The sequence below is a fragment of the Acinetobacter sp. ACNIH3 genome (assembly GCF_002918965.1).
Classification (GTDB): domain Bacteria; phylum Pseudomonadota; class Gammaproteobacteria; order Pseudomonadales; family Moraxellaceae; genus Acinetobacter; species Acinetobacter schindleri.
On the sequence record NZ_PQLP01000006.1, the window covers coordinates 71,079 to 97,627 of the forward strand.

The window sequence follows — 26,549 nt, forward strand, 5'->3', positions numbered from 1 at the left end:
AATTTAGTCCGATATGGAGACATAATAGAAACATCTGTTCTTTAGACTAAAGGTGAAGATTCAAGCACTTAGCGCTCGATTGAAAATATCACTCAAACTATACAGAACCCTCTATTTTTTAAAGATTTACGATAAGCCAAATGGTAAATACAAAACTATCTTTATAATAGTTGAATGAATACGTCACTTAGGCAGATAAAACGCATTTCAGTACCGATCTATACTATTCAACTTAAAAATGTGAAACAGGTCTCCAAATAAATCAAATTAGCATGATTTAATCGAGCAAAAATAAGTCATTTTTTAATCAAACAGACATTTTCAAATATTCTATTAAGTGCTTTTATTTATAAGACCTGACAAAAACTACCAACCCTTGAAAAAGCTGTAAGTAGTGAAATTTATATAGTTTTAGCCACTTTATCATTATAAACCTAATCATTTTAAACATTTTTTTACGATTAAAAGATGATGATTATCGCTGCAAACAATGCATTTTTTTCTGCACCTCCTGCATGTTTTATCTTATTATAGCGCGTTGATGCTGTGATTTTAATAAAGCTTTTTATACAGAGATTATGTGACTAAGCCGCTGTGTAACGTCATTTTTTATCCATAAGTATAATTGACAAAATTTCAGTACTCACTAATCTTATAGCAAATTTTTGATCCGTCCGTTTTGTACATTAAAAGATTGATAGACAACTCGGATAAACATTCACCAGGACAGGAGATCTATTGAATGTCTGAAGCAACTGGCAAGAAAGCCGTTTTACAGCTTGATGGCAAAGAAATTGAATTACCAATTTACAGCGGCACATTGGGCCCAGATGTAATCGACGTTAAAGATGTGTTGGCTGCAGGTCACTTTACTTTTGATCCTGGTTTTATGGCAACAGCTGCATGCGAGTCTAAAATCACTTTCATCGATGGTAATAAAGGTGTTCTTTTACACCGTGGCTACCCAATTGACCAGTTAGCAACTAAAGCTGATTACCTAGAAACTTGCTACTTACTTCTTAATGGCGAGCTTCCAACAGCTGAGCAAAAAGAAGAATTCGACGCTAAAGTTCGTAACCACACTATGGTTCACGATCAAGTAAGCCGCTTCTATAACGGTTTCCGTCGTGATGCTCACCCTATGGCAATCATGGTTGGTGTTGTTGGTGCGTTGTCTGCGTTCTATCACAATAATCTGGACATCGAAGATGTTAACCATCGTGAAATCACTGCGATTCGTTTAATCGCTAAGATTCCTACTTTGGCAGCTTGGAGCTACAAATACACTGTTGGTCAACCATTCGTTTACCCACGTAACGATTTGACTTACGCTGAAAACTTCCTGTACATGATGTTTGCTACTCCAGCAGACCGTGACTACAAAGTAGATCCAATCCTTGCGAAAGCAATGGACCGTATCTTCACACTTCACGCTGACCACGAACAAAATGCTTCTACTTCTACAGTACGTTTAGCTGGTTCTACTGGCGCTAACCCATATGCATGTATCGCTGCTGGTATCTCTGCACTTTGGGGTCCTGCTCACGGTGGTGCGAACGAAGCTGTTCTTAAGATGCTGGATGAAATCGGCACTGTAGAAAACGTTGCTGGCTTCATGGAAAAAGTGAAAACTAAAGAAGTTAAACTCATGGGCTTCGGTCACCGTGTGTACAAAAACTTCGATCCACGTGCGAAAGTAATGAAAGAAACTTGTGACGAAGTTCTTGGTGCTCTTGGCATCAACGATCCACAGCTTGCTCTTGCTATGGAACTTGAACGTATCGCGCTTTCTGACGAATACTTCATCAAACGTAACCTTTACCCTAACGTAGACTTCTACTCAGGTATCATCCTTAAAGCGATTGGTATCCCAACAGAAATGTTTACTGTGATCTTTGCGCTTGCACGTACAGTTGGTTGGATCAGCCACTGGTTAGAAATGCACAGCGGTCCTTACAAGATCGGTCGTCCTCGTCAGCTTTATACTGGCGAAACTCAACGCGATATCGCTCGTTAATTCGAATCGCGTCGAAAGACCCAAAAAACCGCCCTTTCGGGCGGTTTTTTATGGGCAATGAAAATATTAAGCACAGCAGCAAATAAAAAGTTGAGATTATTGTCTTAAATAGAATGATAAAGATGCTTACAAATCCAAGCCTATAATCCCGTTATAATCAGGTCATCCTGACTATTCATAAATACTATGCCCTACCGTTTTTTAGTCCTGCTGTTAAGACTGATCCGATTTCCACAATTTAAATGCCGTCAGCTGACTGTGGGCGAAATCCAGATGTGCCGTTCAGTGTTTGGAGACCGGATTGATTACGGCAAGGTGCATGTTATGAACCATCCTTTCCTGCCGTGGCAACCCAAGCATATTCTGATGGCACCTAATGGCTATATTCATGTACGCAATGCACTTTTTAAAGATGATTATTCCAAAGAGACTGCAAGTTATCGTGCAGTATTTATTCATGAGATGACGCATATTTTCCAGCATCAGCATGGCATTAATGTGGTATTGCGTGGCGCGATATTACAAACCGCTTATTTTTTGAGTTTTGGCCGCTATAATCCTTATCAATACTCCTATATTCCCGGCAAGTCTTTCTGGACCTACAATATTGAGCAGCAAGGTGATATTGCACGTGATATTTATCTTCAAAAGCTGCCAAATATCATTCAGGAAACGGATTAGAGAGTAATATATTAAAATTTTTATATATAAATCTTTTCGCCCTGGCCAGGCAGATTCGATACAAAACAATATGTGATCCCTTTATTTTTAATCATCCAGTTGCATTTCAACAATAAATCTATGCAAACAACGCTAGCATCTGCTTCAAATTTCGATAGAATAACTCTTGTATGATATTTTATTTCCAAAAATGAGATTAGGTATCAAGCTTTTATTATTGTGTTCATGTTTCCCGCCATTTGGCATTATGTAAGTACCAGATTGCATTCGGCTAAATAACTATAATTTTAAACAATAGCCGATTAGTGCAAAAAATCTATCAGGATTAGGATTTAGTTGGAATGAAAAGTTTTAAAATTGCCCTTGCTCAATTCTCTCCACATGTTGGCAATATCGATGCAAATACGCAAAAAATGATCGAACAGGCCAATCTGGCTAAAAAAGACAATGCAGACCTGATTATCTTTCCAGAACTTTCGACTCTGGGCTACCCTGCAGATGACTTGATTCTGCGTCCAAGCTTGACTAAACGTACCCAACAGGCATTTGATCAACTGGCACAAGTCAAAGATATCGTAATGGTCTTTGGCTTTGTCAACCAGACTGAAGATGGTCAGCGTTTTAACTCTGCTGCAGTGATGAAAGACGGTCAGGTATTGGGAATTTATAACAAGCAGACTTTACCAAACTATGCTGTATTTGATGAGAAGCGTTATTTTAATGAAGGTCATCAACATCTGGTATTTGAATACCTCGGTCATAAATTTGGAGTGCTGATCTGTGAAGATGTATGGTCTCTGAATGTGGTTCAACAGCTGGCTCAGCTGAATGTTGATACTGTGGTGGTACTGAACTCTTCTCCATATGAAGTCGGTAAGCCACAGCACCGTATTGAAACCATGGCAGCTTTGGTTAAACAGCTCAATATCAACCTGGTATATTGCAACCAGGTCGGCGGTCATGATGATCTTGTTTTTGACGGCACGAGTTTCGTACTGAATAAATCTGGCGAAGTTGCGCTGCAAGCAGCAAGTTTCCAGGAAAATCTATCTATTGCTGAATATGATGCAACTAACCTTGCGTTTAGCAAAACCAGCATTACCCCTACTCTTGACACCATGGCAGAGATCTATCAAAGCCTGGTCATGGCAACACGCGACTATGTACAACGTTCTGGTTTCCCGGGTGTAATTCTAGGTCTGTCTGGTGGCATTGATTCTGCCTTGACACTTGCGATTGCTGTAGATGCCATCGGTGCAGATAAAGTACAAGCGGTAATGATGCCTTACACCTATACGGCTCAGATCAGTGTGGAAGATGCAGCTGAACAGGCGAAAACACTGGGCGTGACTTTTGGTATTGCCGAGATCAACCCGATCGTAAATGGTTTCCTGCAAACCCTGTATCCGTTCTTCGGTGATGCTCCAGTGGATGCAACTGAAGAAAATCTGCAGGCTCGTTCACGTGGCACACTATTGATGGCTTTGTCGAATAAATTTGGCAACCTGGTACTATCGACGGGCAATAAATCAGAAGTAGCTGTGGGTTATTGCACTCTGTACGGTGACATGGTTGGTGGCTTCTCAGTACTGAAAGATGTGTATAAGACTATTGTGTTTGAACTGGCGAAATATCGTAACAGTATTGCAGACAAACCAGTGATTCCTGAGCGTGTGATTACCCGTCCACCTTCGGCAGAATTACGCCCAGATCAGGTTGATCAGGATTCATTACCTCCATATGAAGTATTGGATGCAATCCTTTACTCTTATATCGAAGAAGACATGAGTCAGGATGACATCATTGAGAAAGGCTTTGAGGAAGAAGTGGTAAAACGTGTGATTCGTCTGGTTGACGTGAATGAATATAAACGTCGTCAAGGTGCGATAGGTCCTCGTATCAGCTCACGTGCTTTCAGCCGCGAACGTCGCTACCCAATCGTAAATGGATGGAAAGCGGGTATCTGATTTAACCCTGTTTATTCAGAAAAACGCCCAAGTCCGCTTAGGCGTTTTTTTATTGGTAGTGATTTAAGATAAATGTATAACTCAAATATATTAATAAGTTGGCGCTGGAAAATTTAAATTAACAAGAATAGTGCAACAATTTTATAGGCTTGAATATATTTATTTGACACAAAAAAAGAGACCAAGCTGAGAGCTTGGTCTATAAAAATGGTGGCTATGACGAGACTTGAACTTGTGACCCCCGCATTATGAGTGCGGTGCTCTAACCAACTGAGCTACATAGCCGTAAACTGTGTGCGCATTATCGTAACTTCCGCATTCCCCGTCAAGCATTTTAATTCACAAATGTTCAGTCTTTAGGCAAATGCGTGTATTTGCATCAAACTTTAACCAAAATCAGTTTTTATTATGTATTTCACGTATTAATATGAATTTTAAAACCGTTTTAAGTTACTCAGATATGATTAAAACTAAAATTTTCTTGACCATTTCTACGGCACTCAACCTGAGTTCTTGCCAATTGATTTCACCACTTATGGTGGATTATAACGGTGTACGCCGTGATGTTGCACATTGGATTAATAATCATCAACTTATGAGCATGCAACAAAAACGAAGTTTGGTTCAACTGAGTAAAGCACAGCAAAAACTGAAGCATTTTGCTGAATATGATGCAACTGAACAAATGAAAGTTACCCAAGAAAACCAAATCGCCCTGCATTGTGCACGCATACATATTACAGAATCCAAAATCTCCCAACTTCAACAACAAATTTATGGATCAGCCAATGCCTCTATTCAACAACAGTATCAACGGCTCGCATTAAAATTTAAAATAGATACGACACAAATTCAATGTGAATAATGCAGATGATCTATTAGGCGCGACCTTAGTCTGACAGCTTGAAGCATTTAAAATTCAAACGAATTTATAGTTTATTATTTTTAATATAAAACAATAATTTATAAAAAATATTTTTACTAAAACATTATTTAACCATATGGATTTACTTGGTTTTATTTTAACCTAATTAGCGTTATTATTTAAAAAATACCATGCCCGACGGATCCTAGGCATTGTTTAAAATTTTTATAATACCCATAAACACATGTGGAGAATGATCATGGCTTTTCAACATATTTTAGTTCCAATTGATGGTTCAGAAACGGCTTATGCTGCGGTAGATCAGGCAGTACAACTGGCGAAAACTTTTAATGGTAAAATCACTGTGGTTCAGGTGATGACCTTAGACCCTTATATTGCGGCTGAATACATTACCGCAGCACAAACCAATGATTTAATTGAACGTGCACGTACTGCAATCCAGCAAAACCTGGATGAAGCGAAAAAACGTTTTGAAACAGCTGGTGTACAGGTCGATACCCAGTTGCTTGAAGGTCAGGTGGTAAATACCGAGATTGCCAAAGCAGCAAAAACTTTAGGTGCCGACCTGATTGTGATTGGATCACATGGCCGTACCGGGTTCAAGAAATTCTTCCTTGGCAGTGTAGCTCAAAGCATTCTAGGACAGTCCGATGTTCCAGTGCTTGTGGTTCGTGGTCAGGCATAAATTATTATTTTATCCTCTTTAAATACCTCATGTACACATGGGGTATTTTTATTGGATGCTGCCATTCCATTGGTATAGTTTCAGATTAATTTTACCATTAATAACTGCAACGCCTTCTTCTAGTAATTTACTTGCCTGAATATTCATCCCCTGCTCATCCAGTTTTTGCACACTGATTTTACCTTGCGAACTAACGACGCGATGCCAAGGCAGATCAGATGCTTCATCCATCTCTCTCAGTACCCGTCCAACCAGACGTGCATGTCGTGGCAATCCTGCAAGCTGGGCCAGCTGACCATAGCTGGCAACTTTCCCTCGAGGGATTAATGCAATCACACCAAGAATCATTCGAGCAAGTTCATCACTGGGTTTGGCTGGCATTTTCAATATATCCATTTAAGCTGCTTTGATCATAATATTTGGATTCAAACTCACCAAGTTAATATCTAGGAAATAAAAAAAGAGAATCCAAAAATTCTCTTTTTTTAAATCAAAATTATTTCAGAAGTTATCCGGACTTTCCAGACGTTTCACTTCGTGTACTTTTTCAGGATTATGCACTGCTGCTACGCCATCTTCATCTTTTTCATCAATCAGGCTTTCAGGCTTGTACACCGTAATAATTTCATTGCCATTTGCATCTTCACCGATAATGTATTGGAAGCCTTTACGGTTCATTTTATGGCACATTCGCTGATACCAGCCTTTCCAGCCTTCTTTCTCTTCATTCGGATTATAATAAAAGGCATTCATTACAGCTGGTAAACCTAGACCACAAACCACACCGGATAACAGCACCACAATAAAGGTATAACCGACCAGAATACTGCTGTACTCTTTTAGTTGCGGAACATTGGCAACAGCCAGAATCAAAGCTAAAGAAATCCCACCACGGACACCACCCCAAGAGAGAATCGCAAGACTGCCGTTATAACGTTTTTTACGCAAATGTGGAAACATGGAAAAAGACAGGAAGTTTGCTGCGAAACGCACCACATGCAGAATAATAAAAGCCACGATTCCACCCAGAATCAGGCTAGTGCTTAAATCCAGAATAAACAGTTCAAGACCAATCAGGGTAAACAGGAAAGAGTTAATAATTCCTTCAACCGTATGCCAGAAATGGTTCACATCACCAATATCGGCATCTGCCAGAATTTCCTTCCATTTATTACCAACGATCAGGCCTCCAATCACACAGGCAATTGGTGCAGAAGCATGCGCTAGCAAGGCCACTAGATAGGAACCACAAGCCAGTAATGCAGTGGTTAGAATCAGGGATTCCATTTCATGTTTGCCGCGAAGAATGCGTAGGATTGCCCAACCGAATACCACGCCAATGAATACAGCCACCACAATTTCGTAGAGCAGTGTTTGCAGTACGCCCAATAAAGTAAAGTTCTCACCCTGTAATACATTCAAAAGCGTCATAAACAAGGCAATACACATCGCATCGTTAAACAATGACTCACCTTCCAGTTTTACCATTAAGTGATGCGGTGCACGAACTGAACTGAGCACCCCTTTAATTCCGATCGGGTCCGTTGCACCTAATGCTGCACCCAGTAATAGCAATACCAACAGATCAACATGCTTACCGATCAGGAACTGGTAACCATACAGGACTAGACCAAACAAGACTGCACAGATCACCAGCGCCAGACTGGCTAGAATTCCGATCGGACGCCAGTGATTGCGCAAATCGGAAACCTTAAATTTCAGCGCAGATGAGGTCAAAATAAAACAGATGACGCCGTTAATCAGAAAATCATAAAAATCGATATGCCGGACTGCATTTTCAATATTGGCAATATTGATACTGAAAAAAGGATTGCCCTGCAGCAGGCTCGCGCCCCATTGCAGGATAAATACAAAAATTGCAGAAACAATCGGAACACCAATCGCTTGAGGAAAACCTAGCACTCTTTTATTAAATAATGTCGTGGCAATAGATAATGCAAAAACAACGGTCAAAAGTTGCAAGAAAAAGAAATTGCCCATGGGTTCCCTTAAAGCGCGCCTCATTCCTGAAAATGAGTGATTTGGCTTATTTAAAAATAAAATATCAAATGAAAAAGCATTTCTGGATGAAATAATTTTAATCCTGTTTATTTTGCTATTTAGTTAAGTTTCTTTTCAATAGTTCCAAATGGTGGTTTATCATACAATTCTATCTTAGTACTTTGCTGTATTCTTTTACCAGTTCTTCTGAATCCTTCTCCCATGCATCAAACCGTTAAACTTGTTTTCCGTCTTTTTCTTGCTACTGTGATTTTTTTGGTCACGCTTGCATTGTGTTTTACCTGTTTTGCCAAAATTCAGGAGATCATGCAGGCCGAGCAGTATTATCAACAAGGCAAGTCACTTAACTTAACCAGCTCACCAGATCAGCAGTATGTTTTGCTGTCCAATAACCAGAAACCAGATCATGCCATTTTTGTTCTGATTGCAGGGAATGGTTATATTTCCAAAAGTAGTTGTACCCATTATACGGCGTTGTGTAGCGATGACTTTAATCAGTCTCATACCCGTCAGATTGATCAGGTAAAACTGTTTAAGGCAGGTGAGTTTTCTTATATTCAACAGGTTAAATATAAAGATAGCCGCACTGGTCAGGTTTCAGAATTTTCCTATTCTGCTAATGAGATCCAGCAATTTTATCAGCAGGACATTGCTGGGTTGAAATATGTAGTCTTTGGTATTAGCTTATTTGCTTTAGCTGCTTTATTTGTCAGCTTCAAGCTGATCAGGAATTTTCAGCGATTTCTGAATAAATAAGTTTTTCTATGCTCAAGAAAAAGGAGCAACTGCTCCTTTTTGATTTCATCTGGCGCTTTAAATAGATCTAAATACCTTTACGATATTAAATGCCTTTATTAAAAGTATCACAATCTGCCATTTGACCAGATTTCAGGCCGGTATTAAACCATTGCACGCGCTGCGCACTGGTCCCATGAGTAAAGCTATCTGGCACCACATGTCCTTGGGCTTTTTTCTGTAAATAGTCATCACCAATCTTATGCGCTGCATCCATGGCTTCCTGTACATCACCCTGCTCCAGGAATTGAGTACGCTCATGATTATGATAAGCCCATACCCCCGCCAGACAGTCGGCTTGCAGCTCCTGATAGACTGACAGCTGATTCGCTTGCACCTTTGTGGCTTGCTGGCGTGCCTGCTGCACCTGAGAAGAAATACCCAGGATGGTCTGAATGTGATGTCCAACCTCATGTGCCACGACATACGCTTGAGCAAAGTCACCAGCCTGATCATTACGCGATAGCTCAGTTGAATTCTGCTCACCACTAATGCCCATCTGGCTACGCATATCCCTAAAGAAGGTCGTGTCGATATACACTTTCTGATCTGCCGGACAATAAAACGGTCCCATGGCGGATTGCGCCGCACCACAACCAGAATTCACCACACCGCTGAAGAGTACCAGTTTAGGGGCGGTATACTGCTGATTTAGCTGCTGCTGGAACACTTGTGACCAGGTATCTTCTGTATCGGCCAGAACAGTTCCGACAAAGTCAATTGCTTCTTGCTGCTCTGGCGTTGGATTTTCCAGACCACGCGTTTCAGCACTAGAAACGCCTTGTGTCACCTGCTTGGTGGCTTGATAAGCTTGTTGCGGATCTACACCAAAAAATTTCCAGGCAACAAAGGCTACAATCAGCCCTAGAATACTGATACCACCCGCTTTGGCACCCCCACCGCGGCGGTCTTCAACATTGCTACTAACTCGACGACCTTTCCAGCGCATAGTAAGATTCCTTATAGTTTATTTTTGACTTACTTCTAGCCAACCAAAATTATGCCTGCTTTGATTTTGCTCTGATCTTTTGAATAAAGCCAATCACAATGAATACCAATAATCCTGCGATAAAACCAATGACTAAATTAATGAGTGTTGGTGTAAGAGCACCTATAATACTGCCCATTGTAGGAATATGCTCTACATACTCGACTGAATCTTCAGTGAAATGATGAAACCATGGAATCGCGTGAGCAATAATCCCGCCACCGACCAGGAACATGGCAATTGTTCCCACAATAGTTAAAGTTTTCATCAGTTTGGGTGCAAAAGCTAACAAGCCTCGTCCTACACTTTGCTTGAAACTCGATGCCTGCTTGCTCAAGTGCAAACCTAAATCATCAATTTTAACAATCATGGCAACGAAGCCGTACACCCCGACTGTCATTAATATGGCGATCCCTGCTAGTACGATGACCTTGGTGGTAAAAGCTGCGGCTGCCACGGTGCCCAAAGAAATCACTACAATTTCCGCAGACAAAATAAAGTCAGTTCGGATCGCACCCTTAATTTTCTCTTTTTCAAATGTGGCTAAGTCAGTTTCGATCGTAGTGAATTCAGCCTCAGCATCTTCTTCAGTTTTGGCTTTCTTATGCTTTAAGCTATGCAGGACTTTTTCTACGCCTTCATAACACAGGAACAAGCCGCCAATCATCAATAAAGGATTAATTAACCATGGTGCAACCACACTGATCAGCAGAGCCAAAGGAACAAGAATGAGTTTATTGACAAAAGAACCTTTGGCGACGCTCCATACCACCGGAAGTTCACGTTCGGCACGTACACCGCTTACCTGTTGAGCATTGAGCGCCAGATCATCTCCCAAGACCCCGGCCGTTTTTTTTGCTGCCATTTTACTCATGACTGCAACATCATCTAGAACTGTGGCTATATCATCCAATAATATTAATAAGCTACTCGCCATTCTTGTTATTCCTTATAAATGTAAAAATATTCTAATCAAAAAGCAGCAGAAAGATTGTATTTACTTCTTTAATTTCAGAGATTTTTTATTACTGTGATTCATTGTGACTGACATTCAAAAACAGAATGCCGTACAATGTTGCGATCCTAAAAATTTGAATGTAGTACGACTACTGTTTTGGAATAAATAATGAGTAATCAAGATAATCGTCCAGTGATCTTGACTGGCGACCGTCCTACCGGACAACTTCACCTCGGTCACTTTGTTGGTTCATTACGCTCTCGCGTGGGTTTACAGGATTCTCACCATCAGCATCTTCTGCTGGCAGATGCACAGGCCTTGACAGACAATGCAGATAACTTCGAAAAAGTACGTCGTAACATCATTGAAGTTGCAACAGATTATCTTGCGGTAGGCATTGATCCGACCAAAACCACAATCTGTGTTCAGTCTTGCCTTCCTGCCCTCAATGAATTGACCATGCTTTATCTCAACTTCGTGACTGTTTCACGTCTCGAGCGTAACCCAACGATTAAGTCTGAAATTCAGATGCGTGGTTTTGAGCGTGATATTCCGGCAGGCTTCTTGTGCTATCCAGTGGCGCAGGCCGCGGACATTACTGCATTCAAAGCGACTGTGGTTCCAGTGGGTGAAGACCAGATCCCAATGATTGAACAGACTAACGAAATCGTGCGTCGTCTGAACCGTCAGGTAGGTCGTGAGCTACTTCCAGAATGTAAAGCCCTGCTATCTAACGTTGGCCGTTTGCCAGGCTTTGATGGTAAAGCGAAAATGTCTAAATCTCTGGGCAATACCATTGTGCTAGATGCATCAGACAAAGATATCAAAAAAGCCGTTAACGCAATGTATACGGATCCGAACCACCTGCGTATTGAAGATCCAGGTCAGGTTGAAGGTAACGTGGTATTTACTTACCTGGATGCGTTCGATACCAACAAAGAAGAACTGGAAGAACTAAAAGCCCATTACCGCCGTGGTGGTTTGGGTGATGGTACAGTGAAAAAACGTCTTGAAGGTATTCTGAAAGAATTAATCGGTCCAATTCGTGAACGTCGTATGGAACTTTCTAAAGATCCTGACTACATTATGGATGTACTCAAGACTGGTACAGACAAATGCCGTGATATTACTCAAGCGACTTTGGATGAAGTTAAAACTGCCCTTGGCGTGTTCCACTTCTAATGCTTGGATAAAGTTTGAAAAGCCCTTCACATGAAGGGCTTTTTTATTGAATTCCTACACATTTGATTCATAGTTGCTTTTTTCTGTCACACAAAGGTAGAAAAACTTACTTTAGTTAACAGCTTTTTACACGTTTACCAATGTAAAAATAACAAGCCAGTTTTAATATGAAAACATATTTAGGAAATAGCAAGAAACATTCTCCACAGTTTCATTTGCAACAAGTTTTTCCTTTTTCTACGCAATGACAACCCCAATCATTGCGTTTTTTTTGTTTTAAACTTTTATAAAAATCATTTTAGCTCACGCTGCTCTTTTACAATGTCTAGCTTATGTAGCAAAAAAAGCTAATAAAAAAACCCGCAACATGTGCGGGTTTTTTTTGTTTTTATCCTTAAGCGTGTTTATGACGCATGTGCGGGAACAGGATCACATCACGGATACTTGGCGCATTGGCAAAGATCATCACCAGACGGTCAATACCGATACCTTCGCCCGCTGTTGGAGGTAAGCCATATTCTAATGCTTCAATAAAATCTGCATCGAAGTGCATTGCTTCATCATCCCCTGCATCTTTCTCGGCAACCTGCGCCTGGAAACGCTCAGCCTGGTCAATCGGGTCATTCAACTCCGAGAAACCATTTGCCAGCTCACGACCACCAATAAAGAATTCGAATCGGTCAGTGATGTGTGGATTGTCATCATTACGACGCGCCAGTGGAGAAGTTTCTGCTGGATATTCAGTAATGAATGTTGGCTGACGCAGTTTGGTTTCTACCGTTTCTTCAAACACGATAGTTTGCAGTTTGCCCAAACCAAAACCTGGTTTCACCTGTTCTTTCAGCTCTTCCTGAACGTATTTTGCCAGAAAGTCACGGTCGCCTACATTTTCAGGCGTGAACTGTGGGTTGTGCTCAAGAATTGCATCAAACATTGAGATTTTCTTGAATGGACCTTTGAAGCTAAATACTTCTTCGCCATAAGGCACATCAGTTGTACCCAAAATATCCAATGCCAGTTTTTCCAGCATTTGCTCAGTCAGTTCCATCAGGTCTTTATAGTCTGCATAAGCCTGGTAGAACTCGATCATGGTGAATTCCGGGTTATGACGAGTTGAAACACCTTCATTTCGGAAGTTACGGTTAATTTCAAACACACGCTCAAAACCACCGACAACCAGACGTTTCAAATAAAGCTCAGGTGCAATACGCAAAAACAGTGGCATGTCCAACGCATTGTGATGCGTTTCAAATGGACGCGCAGAAGCACCACCAGGAATCACGTGCATCATTGGCGTTTCCACTTCCATGTAACGTTTTTCAGTTAGGAAGTTACGGATACCAGCGACAACTTTAGCGCGGATTTCAAAAGTCTTACGTGTTTCTTCGTTCACGATCAGATCCAGATAACGCTTACGATACTTCACTTCTGTATCTGTTAAGCCGTGGAATTTGTCTGGAAGTGGACGAAGTGATTTTGTTAATAATTCGAATTGTTCGATATGTACATACAGGTCGCCTTTACCCGAACGACCGATATAACCTTCAACGGCAATGATATCACCAAGGTCTAGACCTTTAATTGTAGCAAGTACTTCAGCATCTAATTCTTTACGAGGAACATACAGCTGAATACGGCCAGTCATGTCCTGAATCACGATGAATGAACCACGGTTCAACATCACACGACCCGCAACTTTTACATACACCTTTTCGCCTGCTTCAATTTCTTCTTTTGACTGGTCAGCGAACTGGTCTTGAAGATCTTGCGCGTAGTGCTCACGCTTGAAAGTATTTGGCCATGGGCTCTTGCCGGTTTCCTTGGCTTGATCTTCGATTTGCTTTAACTTGGCATGACGCTGTGCAATTAAATCGTTTTCGGAAATGATTTGTTCAGAAGTCGATTGAGCGTTAGTTTGCGTCATCTCTGCCTCGAATAAGATTAGTTAAAAAATAGAAGGTGCATACAATAGCAGATTTTGCAGTTAAATCGTAGCGTCCAGCAGCATCTCAATTGGCTTTTCTTTTCAAATATCTGGGGAAGGCTCAAATTCCTCTTTTGGGCAGGGCCTTTCACCCTAACCAAGCCGAGGAATGCACAGTTTTAATTGACCAATTAATCAAAAAATAACGTTTTAATATCAAATTCTTTACAGAACCTTTCAGTCTTTTTGACTAAGGTCGGCTTGGACTAAAGTCTTTAGACCAAATGCTAACTTCATTCCCTGTATAGAAGTTCTACAATGCTCTCTGACGCAAATGATTGCCGGACCATAAAACGAATTGATACGAACCACCATAATGAGCCAATGCACCTCTAAAATCCTGTTTTTTCATGGACTTGATTCTTCACGAGAATCTACGAAATTCCATGCCATCGATGCCGATCATAAATATTGCATTGATGTGGATTACCGCAACCTCAATTATGCGACTGTGGCAGAGTTTTATAACGAGATGATTGAAAAAATTCATCCCGATATTCTGGTTGGGCACAGTCTGGGGGGTTACTGGGCACTGAAAATGTCACAGCAACACCAGATTCCTTGTGTAATTGCCAATCCAAGCCTAGCCCCCTATTTCCGCGATGATTATCCTGCAATTTGTGATAATGACCTACAACATGATATTCCTCAGCTTGCCTATATTGAGTTAGGCGATGAAATACTGGATATGCATGCAGTACAGTCCCAACTAGAAGATTATATGCAGGTAGAAGCGGTTCCCGGTGGACATCATCGCCTTGAAACACCGGAACGGATCAATCCCCTGATCCTGCAAATCCAACAGAATCTGCAAAAAAGTTAAGTATTACATTTAAAGAAGCCATAAAAAAAGCCCTGCATATTGCAGGGCTTTTTATTCATCTTTTGCGCTTAAGCGGCATTAGCTTGAGGCTTAGATTTGTCATCCAATACAGACCAGATATTCAGCCCAAGATCACTATGTAAATCAGGTAGATCAAGAAAAATGCTCGCGCCGAGTACTTTATGATTACATTTTTCAGCCAGTTCATTGACAGCTTTCAATGTACCGCCAGTAGCCAATACGTCATCTACAATAATCACTTTTTGTGATTGAACCTCAGCAGACATTTCCAGACGGTCCAGACCGTATTCCAGGCTATAACCCACACCAACCACTGGAGGTGGTAATTTACCTGCCTTGCGAACCAACAACAGGCCCTTGCCGGTACGTTGTGCCAACAAGCTTGCCAATACAAAGCCACGTGCTTCAACAGCAATAAAGCTATCTACTTCTGCCAGTTTTTCAGCAGGAATGCTTGCAATCAAAGCATCAGTTAATGAACCGATGTTATTCATGAAAAGCGGTGTTAAGTCAAAGAAACTAATACCCGGCTTTGGAAAATTCTGGACAGTACGAATGTGAGACCACAATGAAGTAGACATATTGCTCATGGGAGATCGTTAGATAAGAAAAAGGAACCGGCAAATTTTAAACTGAATTACGACTAAAGGATAGGGAAAATCGAGTATTATTGCAGCAGCACCCCTATTGACATGCAATTATTTACTTATATTTCATTAATTTATAAGAGCACTTTTTTCATAAAAACTTTAATGATTGTTTTAAATCCATGAATCATTACCCGACGGTAAAATATTGTTTTATTTCTCTCAGTGTGAGAAACAATAAGCTTTTATTTATTTGCATAAATAAAATTATATTCCGGCATTTCTAAGAGAATAAAAAGCTTGAGTAAAGGACTTTTACTGGCCCGGATAACTATTCTGCTTTTAATTTTGCTGTTTAAACTGTTATCTACTTTACTTTCTAAACAGAACTGCGTAAAAATTTAGCCAAATATGTCCGCTATTAAATGCCATATTATTAGAGTCTTGCCTGTTTAGGATTTTTGAGCCAGCTTCCATATTCGCTGGTTTTGGAGAGTTACATGAAAAAATATCAATGCATCGTTTGTGGATGGATTTACGACGAAGCGGAAGGTTGGCCTCAGGACGGGATCGTCCCTGGTACTAAATGGGAAGATATTCCAGATGACTGGACCTGCCCAGACTGTGGCGTTTCTAAAGTCGATTTTGAAATGATCGAAATCTGATTTCGCCCAAACAAAGGCCATATTGAGTGGTCTTTTTTTATGCCTTTCTACTATCTATAAAAAAGCATGGAGTTAAATATGCATCCTATCGTCATCATTGGTTCAGGTATGGCAGGCTATGCTGTTGCACGCGAATTCCGCAAGCTGAATCCAGACCATGAACTCGTCATGATTTGTGCCGATGATGCAACCAACTACGCCAAACCGACACTTTCCAATGCTTTAGTGGGCAAAAAAGCACCCGAAAATATTGCCTTGGGCGATGCTGCCAAAATGGCAGCTCAGTTAAATATGCGTATTGAAACGCATACCTGGGTTAAAGCCATTGATGCTACTGCACATGAACTGACTGTTGTAAAAGATCAGTCTGAGCAAAAACAGGCATATTCAAAACTGGTTCTTGCCGTGGGTGCACAGCCAATTCGTCTGGCAATTGCTGGTGATGGCAGTGACGATATTCACGTGGTCAACAACCTGACTGATTATAAAGCTTTCCGTACCAGCCTGGAAAAACGTGAAGATAAGCGCGTAGTGATTTTGGGTGCTGGTTTGATTGGCTGTGAATTTGCCAATGACCTTCAGCACACGGACCATCAAGTGACTGTAATTGACTTGGCACCTCAGCCTCTAGCCCGTTTATTGCCTTCACATGTTGCAGATGTTTTCCAGCAAAACCTGGAAGAAACTGGTATTAACTTTGTATTAGGCACGACTGTAGAGAAAGTCTCTAAAGTTGAAAATGGTGACTACCTGGTGACATTAGCCAATGGTCAATCAGTCGTTGCAGATGTGGTTCTGTCGGCGGTGGGCTTGCAACCAAATGCATCAGTAGCCAAAGAGTCTGGTGTACAAATCGGTCGCGGTATCTTGACCAATAGCCAGCTCGAAACGAATTTAGCTGATATTTTCGCTGTCGGTGACTGTGCTGAAGTGAATGGTACTTTATTGCCTTATGTGATGCCAATCATGCAGCAGGCGCGTGCGCTGGCTAAAACCTTGAATGGTGAAACGACAGCAGTGCATTATCCAGCAATGCCTGTTGCAGTAAAAACACCTGCTGCCCCCCTGACTGTACTGCCTGCACCCGCCAATGTTGATGTAAGCTGGGACACTGAAGAGTTTGAGGATGGCATGATTGCCAAAGCCACAGATACTGAAGGAACCCTGCGCGGCTTTGTACTATTAGGCGCTACCGCAGCGAAACAGCGTCTTACATTGACTAAGCAGGTTCCTGACTTGATTCCTGTATCAGTTTAAGGTTTAAATACAAAGGACATTCTTTGTACAGAATGTCCTTTTATAGGGAACTTAACATGAATAGTCATGTGCAATCGAGTCTATTACCATCACCATATACTGCTTTCATGCATGAAACCAAGGTTGACCTTGGCAATGGTATTGAATTGCATGTAGAGGTAGGTGGTCAGGAGAATCACCCGACCTTGTTGCTGATTATGGGCCTGGGTGCACAGATGCTGTATTGGCCGGACTTTTTCTGTAAATCTTTTATCGACCAAGGTTTCCGGGTCATCCGTTTTGATAACCGCGATATTGGCCTATCTTCTAAAGTCCATCATAAAGGTCCACGATTAAATACCATTAAACTAATGGGTCGCTTCATGCTAGGCCTGGGTAACCAAGGAGCACCTTATACCCTGTATGACATGGCAGATGACGTCAGTCTACTGATTGATAAAATGGAACTGGACGAGGTGTATGTGCTCGGTGCTTCGATGGGTGGTATGATTGCCCAGATTCTGGCAGCACGTTATCCTGAAAAGGTTAAAAAGCTGGCCCTGTTATTTACCAGTAACAATCAGCGTCTGTTACCTCCACCATTTCCAAAACAGCTCTTTAGTCTGATTGGCAAACCCGCTTCGCAGGATGAAAATGGTATAATTGACCATAGTTTGAAACTGTTTAACATCATTGGCTCGCCTGGTTATATCAATCAGCTTGAGGCAATGCAGACCGCCCGTAAATTATATAATCGAAGTTATTACCCAGCGGGTGTACTTCAACAGTTTTTAGCAATATTATGTACGGGCTCGTTGCTGCAACTGGATAAGCAAATCCGACAAGAGACACTTGTAGTTCATGGTTCTCAAGATCGCTTGCTACCACCCAGCCATGGTAAGGCTGTTGCGAAAGCAATATCTGGTGCTAAATTTGAATTAATTGATGGAATGGGGCATGATATCCCACCGCATTTTATTCCATATCTTAGCGAATTATTTGCTGATCATTTTAAATCATAAAATTAGGACACTATGGCTGCATTACCATCCCTAAGACAGCTGTCATATCTCGTAACACTGTCTGAGACGCTGCATTTTACAGAAGCTGCTCGCCGTTCATTTGTGACCCAGTCCACCCTATCGGGCGGGATCATGGAGTTGGAGCGTTTACTCGGTGGCGTTCTTGTTGAACGTGATCGCCAGAATGTACGCTTGACTCCACTCGGAGAGCAAGTGGTTGCACGCGCTCGTGTTCTACTGGCTGATGCTCAGGACTTAATGCGTTTAAGTCGTGAGATGAGTGAACCTTTAACAGGTGATCTGCATTTAGGTGTGATTCCGACCATTGCGCCATTCATTCTGTCGCAACTTCTTGATGAAGTGCATAAACAGTTGCCGAAAATTCAGCTGCATCTGCACGAAGCACAAAGTGAAAAAATTGTTGAAAAGCTGGAACATGGCAACCTGGATATGGTTGTACTGGCCCTGCCTTTTGATACACGCAGCCTGAAAGTTGCTGAAATTGTGAAAGAAGATCTGCATGTGGTTCATCACAAGTCAGATCAGAATGCAGCTCAGGCAACTTCCTTAGAAGATCTGGATCTTTCTCGTTTGATGTTACTTGAAGAAGGCCACTGTCTACGTGATCATGCTTTAAGTGCTTGTCCAATTGGTGAGCGTAAGAATGATCATCGCCTGAAAGCAAGCTCATTGCCAACGCTGATCGAGATGGTGTCTTCCAATCTTGGTTTTACCCTGTTGCCTGAAATTGCACTTCATACCAACATGATTAAAGCCAATCCTGAACTTCAGGTGAAAAAGATTGCTGCTGCACCAAGCCGCACCTTGGCATTGGTGACACGCAAGAGTACACCGCTACAAAGCGAATTTGATGTACTGCTACCCATTCTGCAAAAGATCGCGCAGCAATAATGATACTGCTAGCGTAAAAAAGGAGCCCACACTGGCTCCTTTTTTTGTTTTTAGAGACAGCATATTTATATAAAAAAGACTGAAAATTCAGTCTCTTTTTAAAAGATTATGTCTTATTTAAAGGTTTCCAGTAACACGCGCTGTGCATTATGCGGCTGTTCACCTTGCGCAGGTTGTGCACGGATCCAGGTACCATCACTTTGCAGTAACCAGGATTGTTGATTATCTTTGAGATAGTTCAATAAGCCTTGCTGATAGATGCGTTTTTTCAATGTTTCATCTTCAATCGGGAAACAGGCTTCAACACGATTAAACAGGTTACGGTCCATCCAGTCTGCGCTTGAGCAATAGATACGGGAATTGCCATTATTGCTAAAGTAATACACGCGAGTATGTTCCAGGAAACGTCCGACGATGGAACGAACGCGAATATTTTCCGACAAGCCCGGCAAACCAGGACGTAAACAGCAGATCGAACGGATAATCAGGTCAATCTGCACGCCTGCTTGCGATGCTTCATACAATTTATTAATGAGCTGTAGTTCTGTCAGCGCATTCACTTTGACAATAATCTGAGCCTTTTTGCCTTCTTTGGCATTGGCAATTTCATTGTCGATGTAATTCACCAGCTGGGTATGTAGTGTAAATGGAGCATGTAACAGCTTTTTCAGCTTGGCCATTTTTCCCATACCGGTGAGTTCCTGGAAGATACGGTGTACATCTTCACACAGTTCTTTGTCTGTGGTTAACAGTCCATAATCGGTATAGATGCGCGCATTACCCGCGTGATAGTTCCCGGTACCCAAGTGTACATAGCGCACCAGCTTGTTATTTTCACGGCGTACCACCAGAATCATCTTGGCATGAGTCTTATAGCCAACAATGCCATAGACAACTACGGCCCCCGCTTCTTGCAGGACATTGGCTACGGCGATATTGGACTCTTCATCAAAACGCGCACGCAATTCGATGACCGCAGTCACTTCCTTGCCATTCCGTGCTGCTTCAGCCAGTACCTGAACAATTTCCGAGTCTGCTCCACTACGGTATAAGGTCTGCTTGATCGCCAAGACTTGTGGATCACGCGCAGCCTCACGCAATAATGAAATTACGGGCGAGAATGATTCAAAGGGATGATGTAGCAGGATGTCCTGTTTCTGCATCGCGCTAAAGATATTTTCTGATTTCTTTAGTACTTTCGGTACGATTGGCGTATGTGAATCATAACGTAAATGTGGACGTTTAAAATTCGATAATAGACGTGCCAGATTGACCGGTCCGGCAACCTTGTACAGATGCTCTTCTTCTAGATCAAATTCATCCAGCAGGTATTCATAAATATGCTTTGGACAGTTTTCTGTAACTTCCAGACGTACTGCACGCCCAAAACGACGCGAGTTCAATTCGCCTTTTAAGGCAATCGCCAGATCTTCGACATCTTCGTTTAAAGCCAGATCAGCATTACGGGTTACACGGAACTGATAGCAACCTGTTGCAGTCATACCCGGGAACAGGTCAGAAACATGTTCATGTATAATTGCGGAAAGCATCACATGATGTTCCTTGCCACCTGTTAATTCATCCGGTAAACGCACCACACGTGGTAGTGAACGTGGTGCAGGAACAACAGCCAGATCGATCTGACGCCCAAAAGCATCCTTCCCTTCCAGCGTCACAATAAAGTTTAGCGACTTATTCACTAAACGTGGAAATGGATGGGCTGGATCCAGGCTGATCGGGGTTAAGACTGGTGCCACCTGCTCCTGAAAATATTTTTTTATCCATTGTGACTGTGCTGGTGTCAGTTCACCGCGGCGCAGGAAACAGATATCTTCTTCACGCAGTTTAGGCAGAATTTCTTCATTCAGAATGCGGTACTGGCGTTCAATGGCAGCATGCGCAGTTCTGGAAATTTGATCCAGCACCTGCTTCGGCGTTAGCCCATCCGGACTACGACTTTCATTGCCCAGATCCAGCTGTTCCATCACCCCAGCCACACGAATTTCAAAGAACTCATCCAGATTACGCGAGAAAATCAGCAGAAAGTTCATGCGTTCAAGCAGTGGATGTAAAGGATCGACAGCTTGTTCCAAGACACGCAAATGGAAATCCAGAATAGACAATTCCCGGTTAATGTACCGGTCATTATAGGTATATTCAGTTTGTACCGAAGGGCTGTTGGCTGCCGTATTCATATCGAACCTTTAATCGTTTTAAAGCCTGAGTCATTAGTATCAGTATGCTTCAAATTTATGACAATTTCATAAAAAAAGCCCGAATTCTCGGGCTTTATGGCAATTTTTTTATAACGATTTTTTAATGTCAGGGTAATTCTGCATAGCGCATATAACGTTGAATCATGCGTTTACGTGCTTTTAAAGCAGAAGCATTGCGATTTTCTTCAAAATATTTTGGATTGGTCAAAATTGCCGCCAGGAAAATTGCCTCTTCTCTGGTCAGACTTTCTGAAGTTTTACCAAAATAATGTTTGGCTGCCGCTTCCGCCCCGTAAATATGATGACCAAACTCAATCGAGTTTAAATACACTTCAAGAATACGCTCTTTCGACCACATGCGTTCCATCATCCAGGTGGCAACCGCTTCCTGACCTTTACGCAGGAAAGAACGTTTGTTGAACAGGAACAGATTTTTTGCCAGCTGCTGGGAAATGGTAGATCCCCCCGCAACAACTTTACCCTGCTCTTTATTACGGCTTAAAGCTGTTTGAATCCCATCCCAGTCAAAACCATGATGATGCACAAATTTTCCATCTTCCGCAGTTACCACTGCTTTTTTCAGATTGGTACTGATCTCATCATAAGGACGCCATTGATGTTGAATGGGCTTGGAGGGTTCAGTCCAATAATCGATCCGCATCATCATCGTGGTATTGACCGGATTAAAACGCCACCAGGCCAGACTGGCAAAGATCCAGAGCTGAATACATAAAACCACACTGAACAGCAGCAAGAATATTCGGATTAGGAAAGCTTTCATGTCAGTGGGTTACTCCTGAAGATGTTATTTTTTCGTGTTAAGCTTATTTGAAATATCTCATACAGCGCAAGAATAGCATGTCTGAATACGCACCTCCTTCCATTCACCGTAAACTGGACGTCCACACCTGGTGGTTTACTGCGGTATTGATTGCAGTCAATGTCGGATTGTTTGCCTGGCAGATTTTTACTGGCACAGATGCCAGCCATCCAAGTACGCAAGATGCCATCCGCTGGGGTGCTGATTATGCACCTTTGACTTATCTGGCGGAACCCATTCGCGTATTCAGCAGCATGTTTTTTCATTTTGGCCTGATTCACTTAATGTTAAACATGTGGGCGCTTTATATTTTTGGAAGCGTGGCAGAACAGCTATTTGGGCGCTGGTATTTTGTTGGCCTCTATCTTTGTGCTGGGCTGATGGGCAGTCTGTTCAGCGGTTATATGAATATTCAGGATAGTTATGCCTTAATTGAAGGTGGGGTCGCCAATCCAGGACTTTTACCAAGCGTAAGTGCTGGTGCATCGGGTGCTGTCATGGGCCTGGGCGGTGCACTGACAATCTTGTCGATTCTGCCAGTTCTTCCACGTCAGCGCTTTATTTTAGATAAAAAAACCCTGCTGATGGTGATGGGGATTAACCTGTTCATGGGCTTTATGATTGCTGGCATTAACAATGCTGCACATATTGGTGGCATGATTATGGGCGCTGTGCTGGCTACACTCTGGTATGCCGGGCAAAGGCTGCAACGCGCAGGTTTTATTCAATTCATCGCACTCATAGCTGCTTTAGCAGCCTGCTATGGGCTTTATCAATATAACTTGATCCTGATTGATCCTATTAAGCCGCTCTGGCAGGAAATTCTGGAGATGATGCGTCAGCAGTTAAAGCTGTAACTGACGCATCTTCGATTTTTATTGATTCAGTTCGCGCAGACTTTGCAGCGGTGGAATATCACTCAGATAACTCAGTCGATAACGACCAATCAGCGCACAGAGTAAAGTCATAAAGATCGGTAGAATCAGCCAGATTTCCCAGTGTGGCTGAATCGGTAATTCCATGCGGTAACTGGCGACGGCGCTAATCACTTCGGCAAACAGGCAAGATACAATTCCGGCACATAGACCAATAAAACCAATTTCCAGACTAAGCATGGTTTTCAGTTTCTGTTTGGAACTTCCGAATGAGCGAAGTAAAGCCACTTCCCGCTTGCGTTCATCCATGAGCAGATTCAGACAGGCAATCAGAACCAGTATCCCTGCTACACTCACCAGTAAGGCCAGGATCGTCACGATCTGCACCAATACATTCACAATACGCTTGATCTCGTTCAGAATCAGGCTGACATCGATAAAGACCGTATTAGAAAACTGCTGGATCAACTGAACCAGTTTTGGTCGTTCCTGTTCCGGTACATAGAAACTGCCCAGATAACTACCGGCATTGGCATCCATGGTATTCGGAGTAAAGATAAAGAAGAAATTCGGACTAAAGCTTTCCCACTCCACACTACGTAGATTCACTACTTTGGCTTCCAGTGGTCCCTCAGGTAAGCTAAACGTCAGCTTATCTCCAATCCTGATTCCCAGCTCTTCCGCAGTCGTGGCTTCAACCGAAACTTCTCCCGGCTGTTTCAATTGCGCTTCGCCAGTTAAAATCACATTATCTTGTGGATACTGATCGGTCTGGGTCAGGTTCAGTTCACGGCGTAGTGTATTACTCTTCTTGACTAAGTCTGCAGCAAATGGCTGATCATTCTTGGCAATCAGACGGCCACGAATATTCGGATATAGCGGCGTACTGTTCCAGCCATTTTGCTCTAACTCGGCCCTCAACTGTGGCATCTCAAAAGGCGGCAAGCCATAGACAAACTGGTTCGGTGTACCTTCTGGTAACTGCTGTTGCCAGCGTTCCAGCAGATCGGTACGCAATACGGCTAATACAGTAATCAGACTCAAGCCCAGTGCCAAAGCGGTGATCTGTAATGCAGTCTGATACGGTGTCCGTACATAAGCGGAAATCCGGGATTTTGTATTACGCAGGACTTTCAGCAATCCCCATACGGTGAGATACAGCACAGCGCAAAGCAGAATAATGGCACCAATTACCCAAGCCGTTAATACAATATTCTCGGTGAGCACCACACTGAAAATAATCAGGCTCAGTGTCCCACTCACCAGCATCCACAACATGGAATGTACGGATTTTTCTTCCTGACGGATGACCCGGATCGGTGCAGTATTGAGTAATTGCCACAAACTTGGTAGCACAAAACCAAGCAACACCACAGCACTGGTCAGCATCGCAATCGGTAATGGACCTGAGAGCATCGCCATCGCCGAGAATTGTAGCTGCAGATGTGGAATCAGCTGTAACATGAGTTGCAGCAAAGCATAACCTAAACTGATGCCAACAATGGTGCCTATGAGCATCGCGATTGCCAGTACCAGTCCAAGTAATGCCAGATAAGCCGCCAAAATTTGTTGTTTCGTCGCGCCGATACAACGCATTAACGCAATATGATCCTGATTCTGCTGTACATAGCGCTGTGCGGTTAAGGCAATCGCGATACCACAAAGCAAGATGGTCAAAATATTTGCCAACTGCAAAAAGGTATCCAGATTAGCAATCGGCTTCATCAAACGGGTATTGCTTTCACTGGCATTTCTTAGACGCAGACTATTCTGCTCCTCAAACTGTTGTTCCTCAGCTTCTGTATCCACACCCGGTTTAACAATCTTCTTAAAGTCTTTTTGATAGGTTTGAATACTGTCCGGATCACCTGCCATGAGCAGGCGATAATCAATCCGGCTACCAACCTGAATCGCATTGGTTCGTGTCACATCTGCCTGAGAGATAATTACGGTCGGTGAGAAACCTGAGAAGCCTAATTCCTGATTAGAGTCATAGTCAATCACGGCAGTAATCTTGAATGAGGCATCGGCAATATTGACCTGATCCCCCACTTTAACTTTGAGCAGATCCATGGCACGCTGACTGAGCCAGATTTCACCCGGTTTTAATTGTTTAGCTTCAGGTTTGACTCTTAGCTCACCGCGTAAAGGAAAAGCAGTATCAATCGCTTTGACATTGACCATGACAAATTCGTCATTGGTATGTGCCATACTGCCAAATACAGTAACCTCCGATTGCTGCAAACCCAGCTGATCAGCCTTTTCTCGCCAGGCATCTTCGATTGGCTCGTTATTACTGAGTAGCAGATCTCCAGCCAACATTTCCGCAGCTTGCAATGCCACGGCATTCTGAATCTGCTCATTACTGAACTTAAGCGCTGTGGTCGCGCTAATTGCCAGGGTCAATGCAATAATCAGCAGATAAATGCCCGTAGTCTTAAAACTTTGAGTCAGTAAAGGACGGAAGAGGTTCATATCATCCTCCATTCACATGTTTAGTCAACTGACCATTGCTTAACTCAAAATGACGCTGGCATAGTTGTGCCAGTTTCTGGTCATGGGTCACGAGAATTAAAGTGGTACCCAATTCATGGTTTAACTGAAATAACAGCTGTTCAATTTCCTTGGCGGTCTCCCCATCCAGATTTCCAGTCGGTTCATCAGCAAAAATGATTTTTGGCTCACTCACCAAGGCACGGGCAATCGCAACACGTTGCTGTTCCCCGCCAGAAAGCACTTTAGGGGTTTGCTGGGCCTGACGGTCCAGCCCTACTCTTTGCAACAGATTCAACGCCTTTTGTTCAGCTGCGGCATAATTGAAATTTGGCTGTAAACGTAAGGGCAACATCACATTTTCTAATGCAGTCAGATGTGGCAACAGCTGAAAAGACTGAAATACAAAACCAATATTTTCCAGTCTGACCTTGGCTCGCTGTTCTTCATTCATTTCAGTAATCGATTCACCACAGACCTGTAACTGACCTGAACTGGCCTGATCCAGGGTTGCCAGTATGCCCAGCAAGGTGGACTTTCCAGAGCCGGATCGTCCGGTAATCGCTACCTGTTCTCCAGCCAGAATCTCCAGATTGAGGTCCTCAAAAATCGTCAACTGTTTTTGTGATAGTTGTATCTTTTGTGTCAATTGTTGAGCAGAAATTATTGGCTGTGGCATGATGGTAGCTTTCTGGCGATCTTGAATCATACTTT

At 42.5% G+C, this 26,549-nt stretch carries 23 protein-coding genes and 1 tRNA gene; 13 read left to right on the top strand and 11 right to left on the bottom strand.

Annotated elements, in window-relative coordinates; all coding sequences use genetic code 11:
• Window positions 1–742 precede the first annotated feature (742 nt).
• The 3 genes from gltA to C3420_RS04850 all read left to right on the top strand — a co-directional run bounded on the left by gltA (window position 743) and on the right by C3420_RS04850 (window position 4,665).
• A complete protein-coding gene (gltA, locus tag C3420_RS04840; RefSeq protein ID WP_008301877.1) occupies window positions 743–2,017 on the top strand; it encodes a citrate synthase in 1,275 nt (424 codons plus the stop codon).
• A gap of 186 nt (window positions 2,018–2,203) precedes the next feature.
• Window positions 2,204–2,698 carry a hypothetical protein gene (locus C3420_RS04845; RefSeq protein WP_171294439.1) on the top strand — a complete coding sequence of 165 codons (495 nt, stop codon included), beginning with the start codon at window positions 2,204–2,206 and terminating at the stop codon, window positions 2,696–2,698.
• Between the two features lie 341 nt (window positions 2,699–3,039).
• On the top strand, window positions 3,040–4,665 hold the full coding sequence (locus tag C3420_RS04850; protein WP_005221245.1) for an NAD+ synthase: 1,626 nt from the start codon (window positions 3,040–3,042) through the stop codon (window positions 4,663–4,665).
• A 208-nt stretch (window positions 4,666–4,873) separates the two neighbouring features.
• Here the strand turns inward: C3420_RS04850 and C3420_RS04855 are convergent.
• Window positions 4,874–4,950 (bottom strand) — tRNA-Met (locus C3420_RS04855).
• 79 nt (window positions 4,951–5,029) lie between these two features.
• Here C3420_RS04855 and C3420_RS04860 point away from each other — a divergent pair.
• Window positions 5,030–5,530, top strand: coding sequence for a hypothetical protein (locus C3420_RS04860; RefSeq protein WP_103800884.1), 501 nt, complete (start codon window positions 5,030–5,032; stop codon window positions 5,528–5,530).
• 259 nt (window positions 5,531–5,789) lie between these two features.
• Window positions 5,790–6,236, top strand: a complete 447-nt coding sequence (locus C3420_RS04865) for a universal stress protein (RefSeq protein ID WP_004810852.1) — start codon at window positions 5,790–5,792, stop codon at window positions 6,234–6,236.
• A gap of 48 nt (window positions 6,237–6,284) precedes the next feature.
• Here the strand turns inward: C3420_RS04865 and C3420_RS04870 are convergent, their stop codons facing one another.
• Complete coding sequence (locus C3420_RS04870; RefSeq protein WP_103800885.1) at window positions 6,285–6,617, bottom strand: MGMT family protein; 333 nt, start codon at window positions 6,615–6,617, stop codon at window positions 6,285–6,287.
• 120 nt (window positions 6,618–6,737) lie between these two features.
• Entirely contained in the window at window positions 6,738–8,237 is a 1,500-nt protein-coding gene (locus C3420_RS04875; protein WP_048882295.1) for a cation:proton antiporter, read from the bottom strand.
• Between the two features lie 222 nt (window positions 8,238–8,459).
• Here C3420_RS04875 and C3420_RS04880 point away from each other — a divergent pair, with 222 nt between their 5' ends.
• On the top strand, window positions 8,460–9,014 hold the full coding sequence (locus C3420_RS04880) for a hypothetical protein (protein ID WP_103800886.1): 555 nt from the start codon (window positions 8,460–8,462) through the stop codon (window positions 9,012–9,014).
• 85 nt (window positions 9,015–9,099) lie between these two features.
• On the opposite strand, the gene C3420_RS04885 is transcribed toward C3420_RS04880, so the two are convergent.
• Window positions 9,100–10,002 (bottom strand): neutral zinc metallopeptidase, encoded by a 903-nt coding sequence (locus C3420_RS04885; RefSeq protein ID WP_103800887.1) that lies wholly within the window; start codon window positions 10,000–10,002, stop codon window positions 9,100–9,102.
• A gap of 49 nt (window positions 10,003–10,051) precedes the next feature.
• A complete protein-coding gene (locus C3420_RS04890; protein WP_048882292.1) occupies window positions 10,052–10,978 on the bottom strand; it encodes a DUF808 domain-containing protein in 927 nt (308 codons plus the stop codon).
• 189 nt (window positions 10,979–11,167) lie between these two features.
• Between C3420_RS04890 and trpS the strand changes: the two genes are divergently transcribed.
• On the top strand, window positions 11,168–12,181 hold the full coding sequence (trpS, locus tag C3420_RS04895; RefSeq protein ID WP_071319960.1) for a tryptophan--tRNA ligase: 1,014 nt from the start codon (window positions 11,168–11,170) through the stop codon (window positions 12,179–12,181).
• A 394-nt stretch (window positions 12,182–12,575) separates the two neighbouring features.
• On the opposite strand, the gene lysS is transcribed toward trpS, so the two are convergent.
• Window positions 12,576–14,105 carry a lysine--tRNA ligase gene (gene lysS, locus C3420_RS04900; RefSeq protein ID WP_004810866.1) on the bottom strand — a complete coding sequence of 510 codons (1,530 nt, stop codon included), beginning with the start codon at window positions 14,103–14,105 and terminating at the stop codon, window positions 12,576–12,578.
• A gap of 376 nt (window positions 14,106–14,481) precedes the next feature.
• On the opposite strand from lysS, the gene C3420_RS04905 reads away from it, so the two are divergent.
• Complete coding sequence (locus tag C3420_RS04905; protein ID WP_004810867.1) at window positions 14,482–14,988, top strand: YqiA/YcfP family alpha/beta fold hydrolase; 507 nt, start codon at window positions 14,482–14,484, stop codon at window positions 14,986–14,988.
• A 68-nt stretch (window positions 14,989–15,056) separates the two neighbouring features.
• On the opposite strand, the gene C3420_RS04910 is transcribed toward C3420_RS04905, so the two are convergent.
• Window positions 15,057–15,599, bottom strand: a complete 543-nt coding sequence (locus C3420_RS04910) for an adenine phosphoribosyltransferase (RefSeq protein WP_103800888.1) — start codon at window positions 15,597–15,599, stop codon at window positions 15,057–15,059.
• A gap of 497 nt (window positions 15,600–16,096) precedes the next feature.
• On the opposite strand from C3420_RS04910, the gene rubA reads away from it, so the two are divergent.
• The 4 genes from rubA (at window position 16,097) to oxyR (ending at window position 19,431) form a co-directional block, all read left to right on the top strand.
• Window positions 16,097–16,261: a rubredoxin RubA gene (gene rubA / locus C3420_RS04915; RefSeq protein ID WP_004783011.1), complete on the top strand. Its 165-nt coding sequence runs from the start codon at window positions 16,097–16,099 to the stop codon at window positions 16,259–16,261.
• A 78-nt stretch (window positions 16,262–16,339) separates the two neighbouring features.
• On the top strand, window positions 16,340–17,518 hold the full coding sequence (locus tag C3420_RS04920; RefSeq protein ID WP_103800724.1) for an NAD(P)/FAD-dependent oxidoreductase: 1,179 nt from the start codon (window positions 16,340–16,342) through the stop codon (window positions 17,516–17,518).
• A 56-nt stretch (window positions 17,519–17,574) separates the two neighbouring features.
• Entirely contained in the window at window positions 17,575–18,519 is a 945-nt protein-coding gene (gene estB / locus C3420_RS04925) for an esterase EstB (RefSeq protein WP_004893468.1), read from the top strand.
• Window positions 18,520–18,531: 12 nt separating this feature from the next.
• Window positions 18,532–19,431: a LysR family transcriptional regulator OxyR gene (oxyR, locus tag C3420_RS04930; RefSeq protein WP_103800725.1), complete on the top strand. Its 900-nt coding sequence runs from the start codon at window positions 18,532–18,534 to the stop codon at window positions 19,429–19,431.
• A 113-nt stretch (window positions 19,432–19,544) separates the two neighbouring features.
• On the opposite strand, the gene ppk1 is transcribed toward oxyR, so the two are convergent.
• Together ppk1 and mtgA are read right to left on the bottom strand one after the other, a co-directional pair.
• A complete protein-coding gene (ppk1, locus tag C3420_RS04935; protein ID WP_103800726.1) occupies window positions 19,545–21,626 on the bottom strand; it encodes a polyphosphate kinase 1 in 2,082 nt (693 codons plus the stop codon).
• Between the two features lie 127 nt (window positions 21,627–21,753).
• Window positions 21,754–22,428: a monofunctional biosynthetic peptidoglycan transglycosylase gene (gene mtgA, locus C3420_RS04940; RefSeq protein WP_103800727.1), complete on the bottom strand. Its 675-nt coding sequence runs from the start codon at window positions 22,426–22,428 to the stop codon at window positions 21,754–21,756.
• A 77-nt stretch (window positions 22,429–22,505) separates the two neighbouring features.
• Here mtgA and C3420_RS04945 point away from each other — a divergent pair, with 77 nt between their 5' ends.
• On the top strand, window positions 22,506–23,324 hold the full coding sequence (locus C3420_RS04945) for a rhomboid family intramembrane serine protease (protein ID WP_103800728.1): 819 nt from the start codon (window positions 22,506–22,508) through the stop codon (window positions 23,322–23,324).
• Window positions 23,325–23,342: 18 nt separating this feature from the next.
• On the opposite strand, the gene C3420_RS04950 is transcribed toward C3420_RS04945, so the two are convergent.
• Together C3420_RS04950 and C3420_RS04955 are read right to left on the bottom strand one after the other, a co-directional pair.
• Complete coding sequence (locus tag C3420_RS04950) at window positions 23,343–25,817, bottom strand: ABC transporter permease (protein WP_103800729.1); 2,475 nt, start codon at window positions 25,815–25,817, stop codon at window positions 23,343–23,345.
• Between the two features lies 1 nt (window position 25,818).
• Complete coding sequence (locus C3420_RS04955; protein ID WP_005221214.1) at window positions 25,819–26,544, bottom strand: ABC transporter ATP-binding protein; 726 nt, start codon at window positions 26,542–26,544, stop codon at window positions 25,819–25,821.
• Window positions 26,545–26,549: the final 5 nt, after the last annotated feature.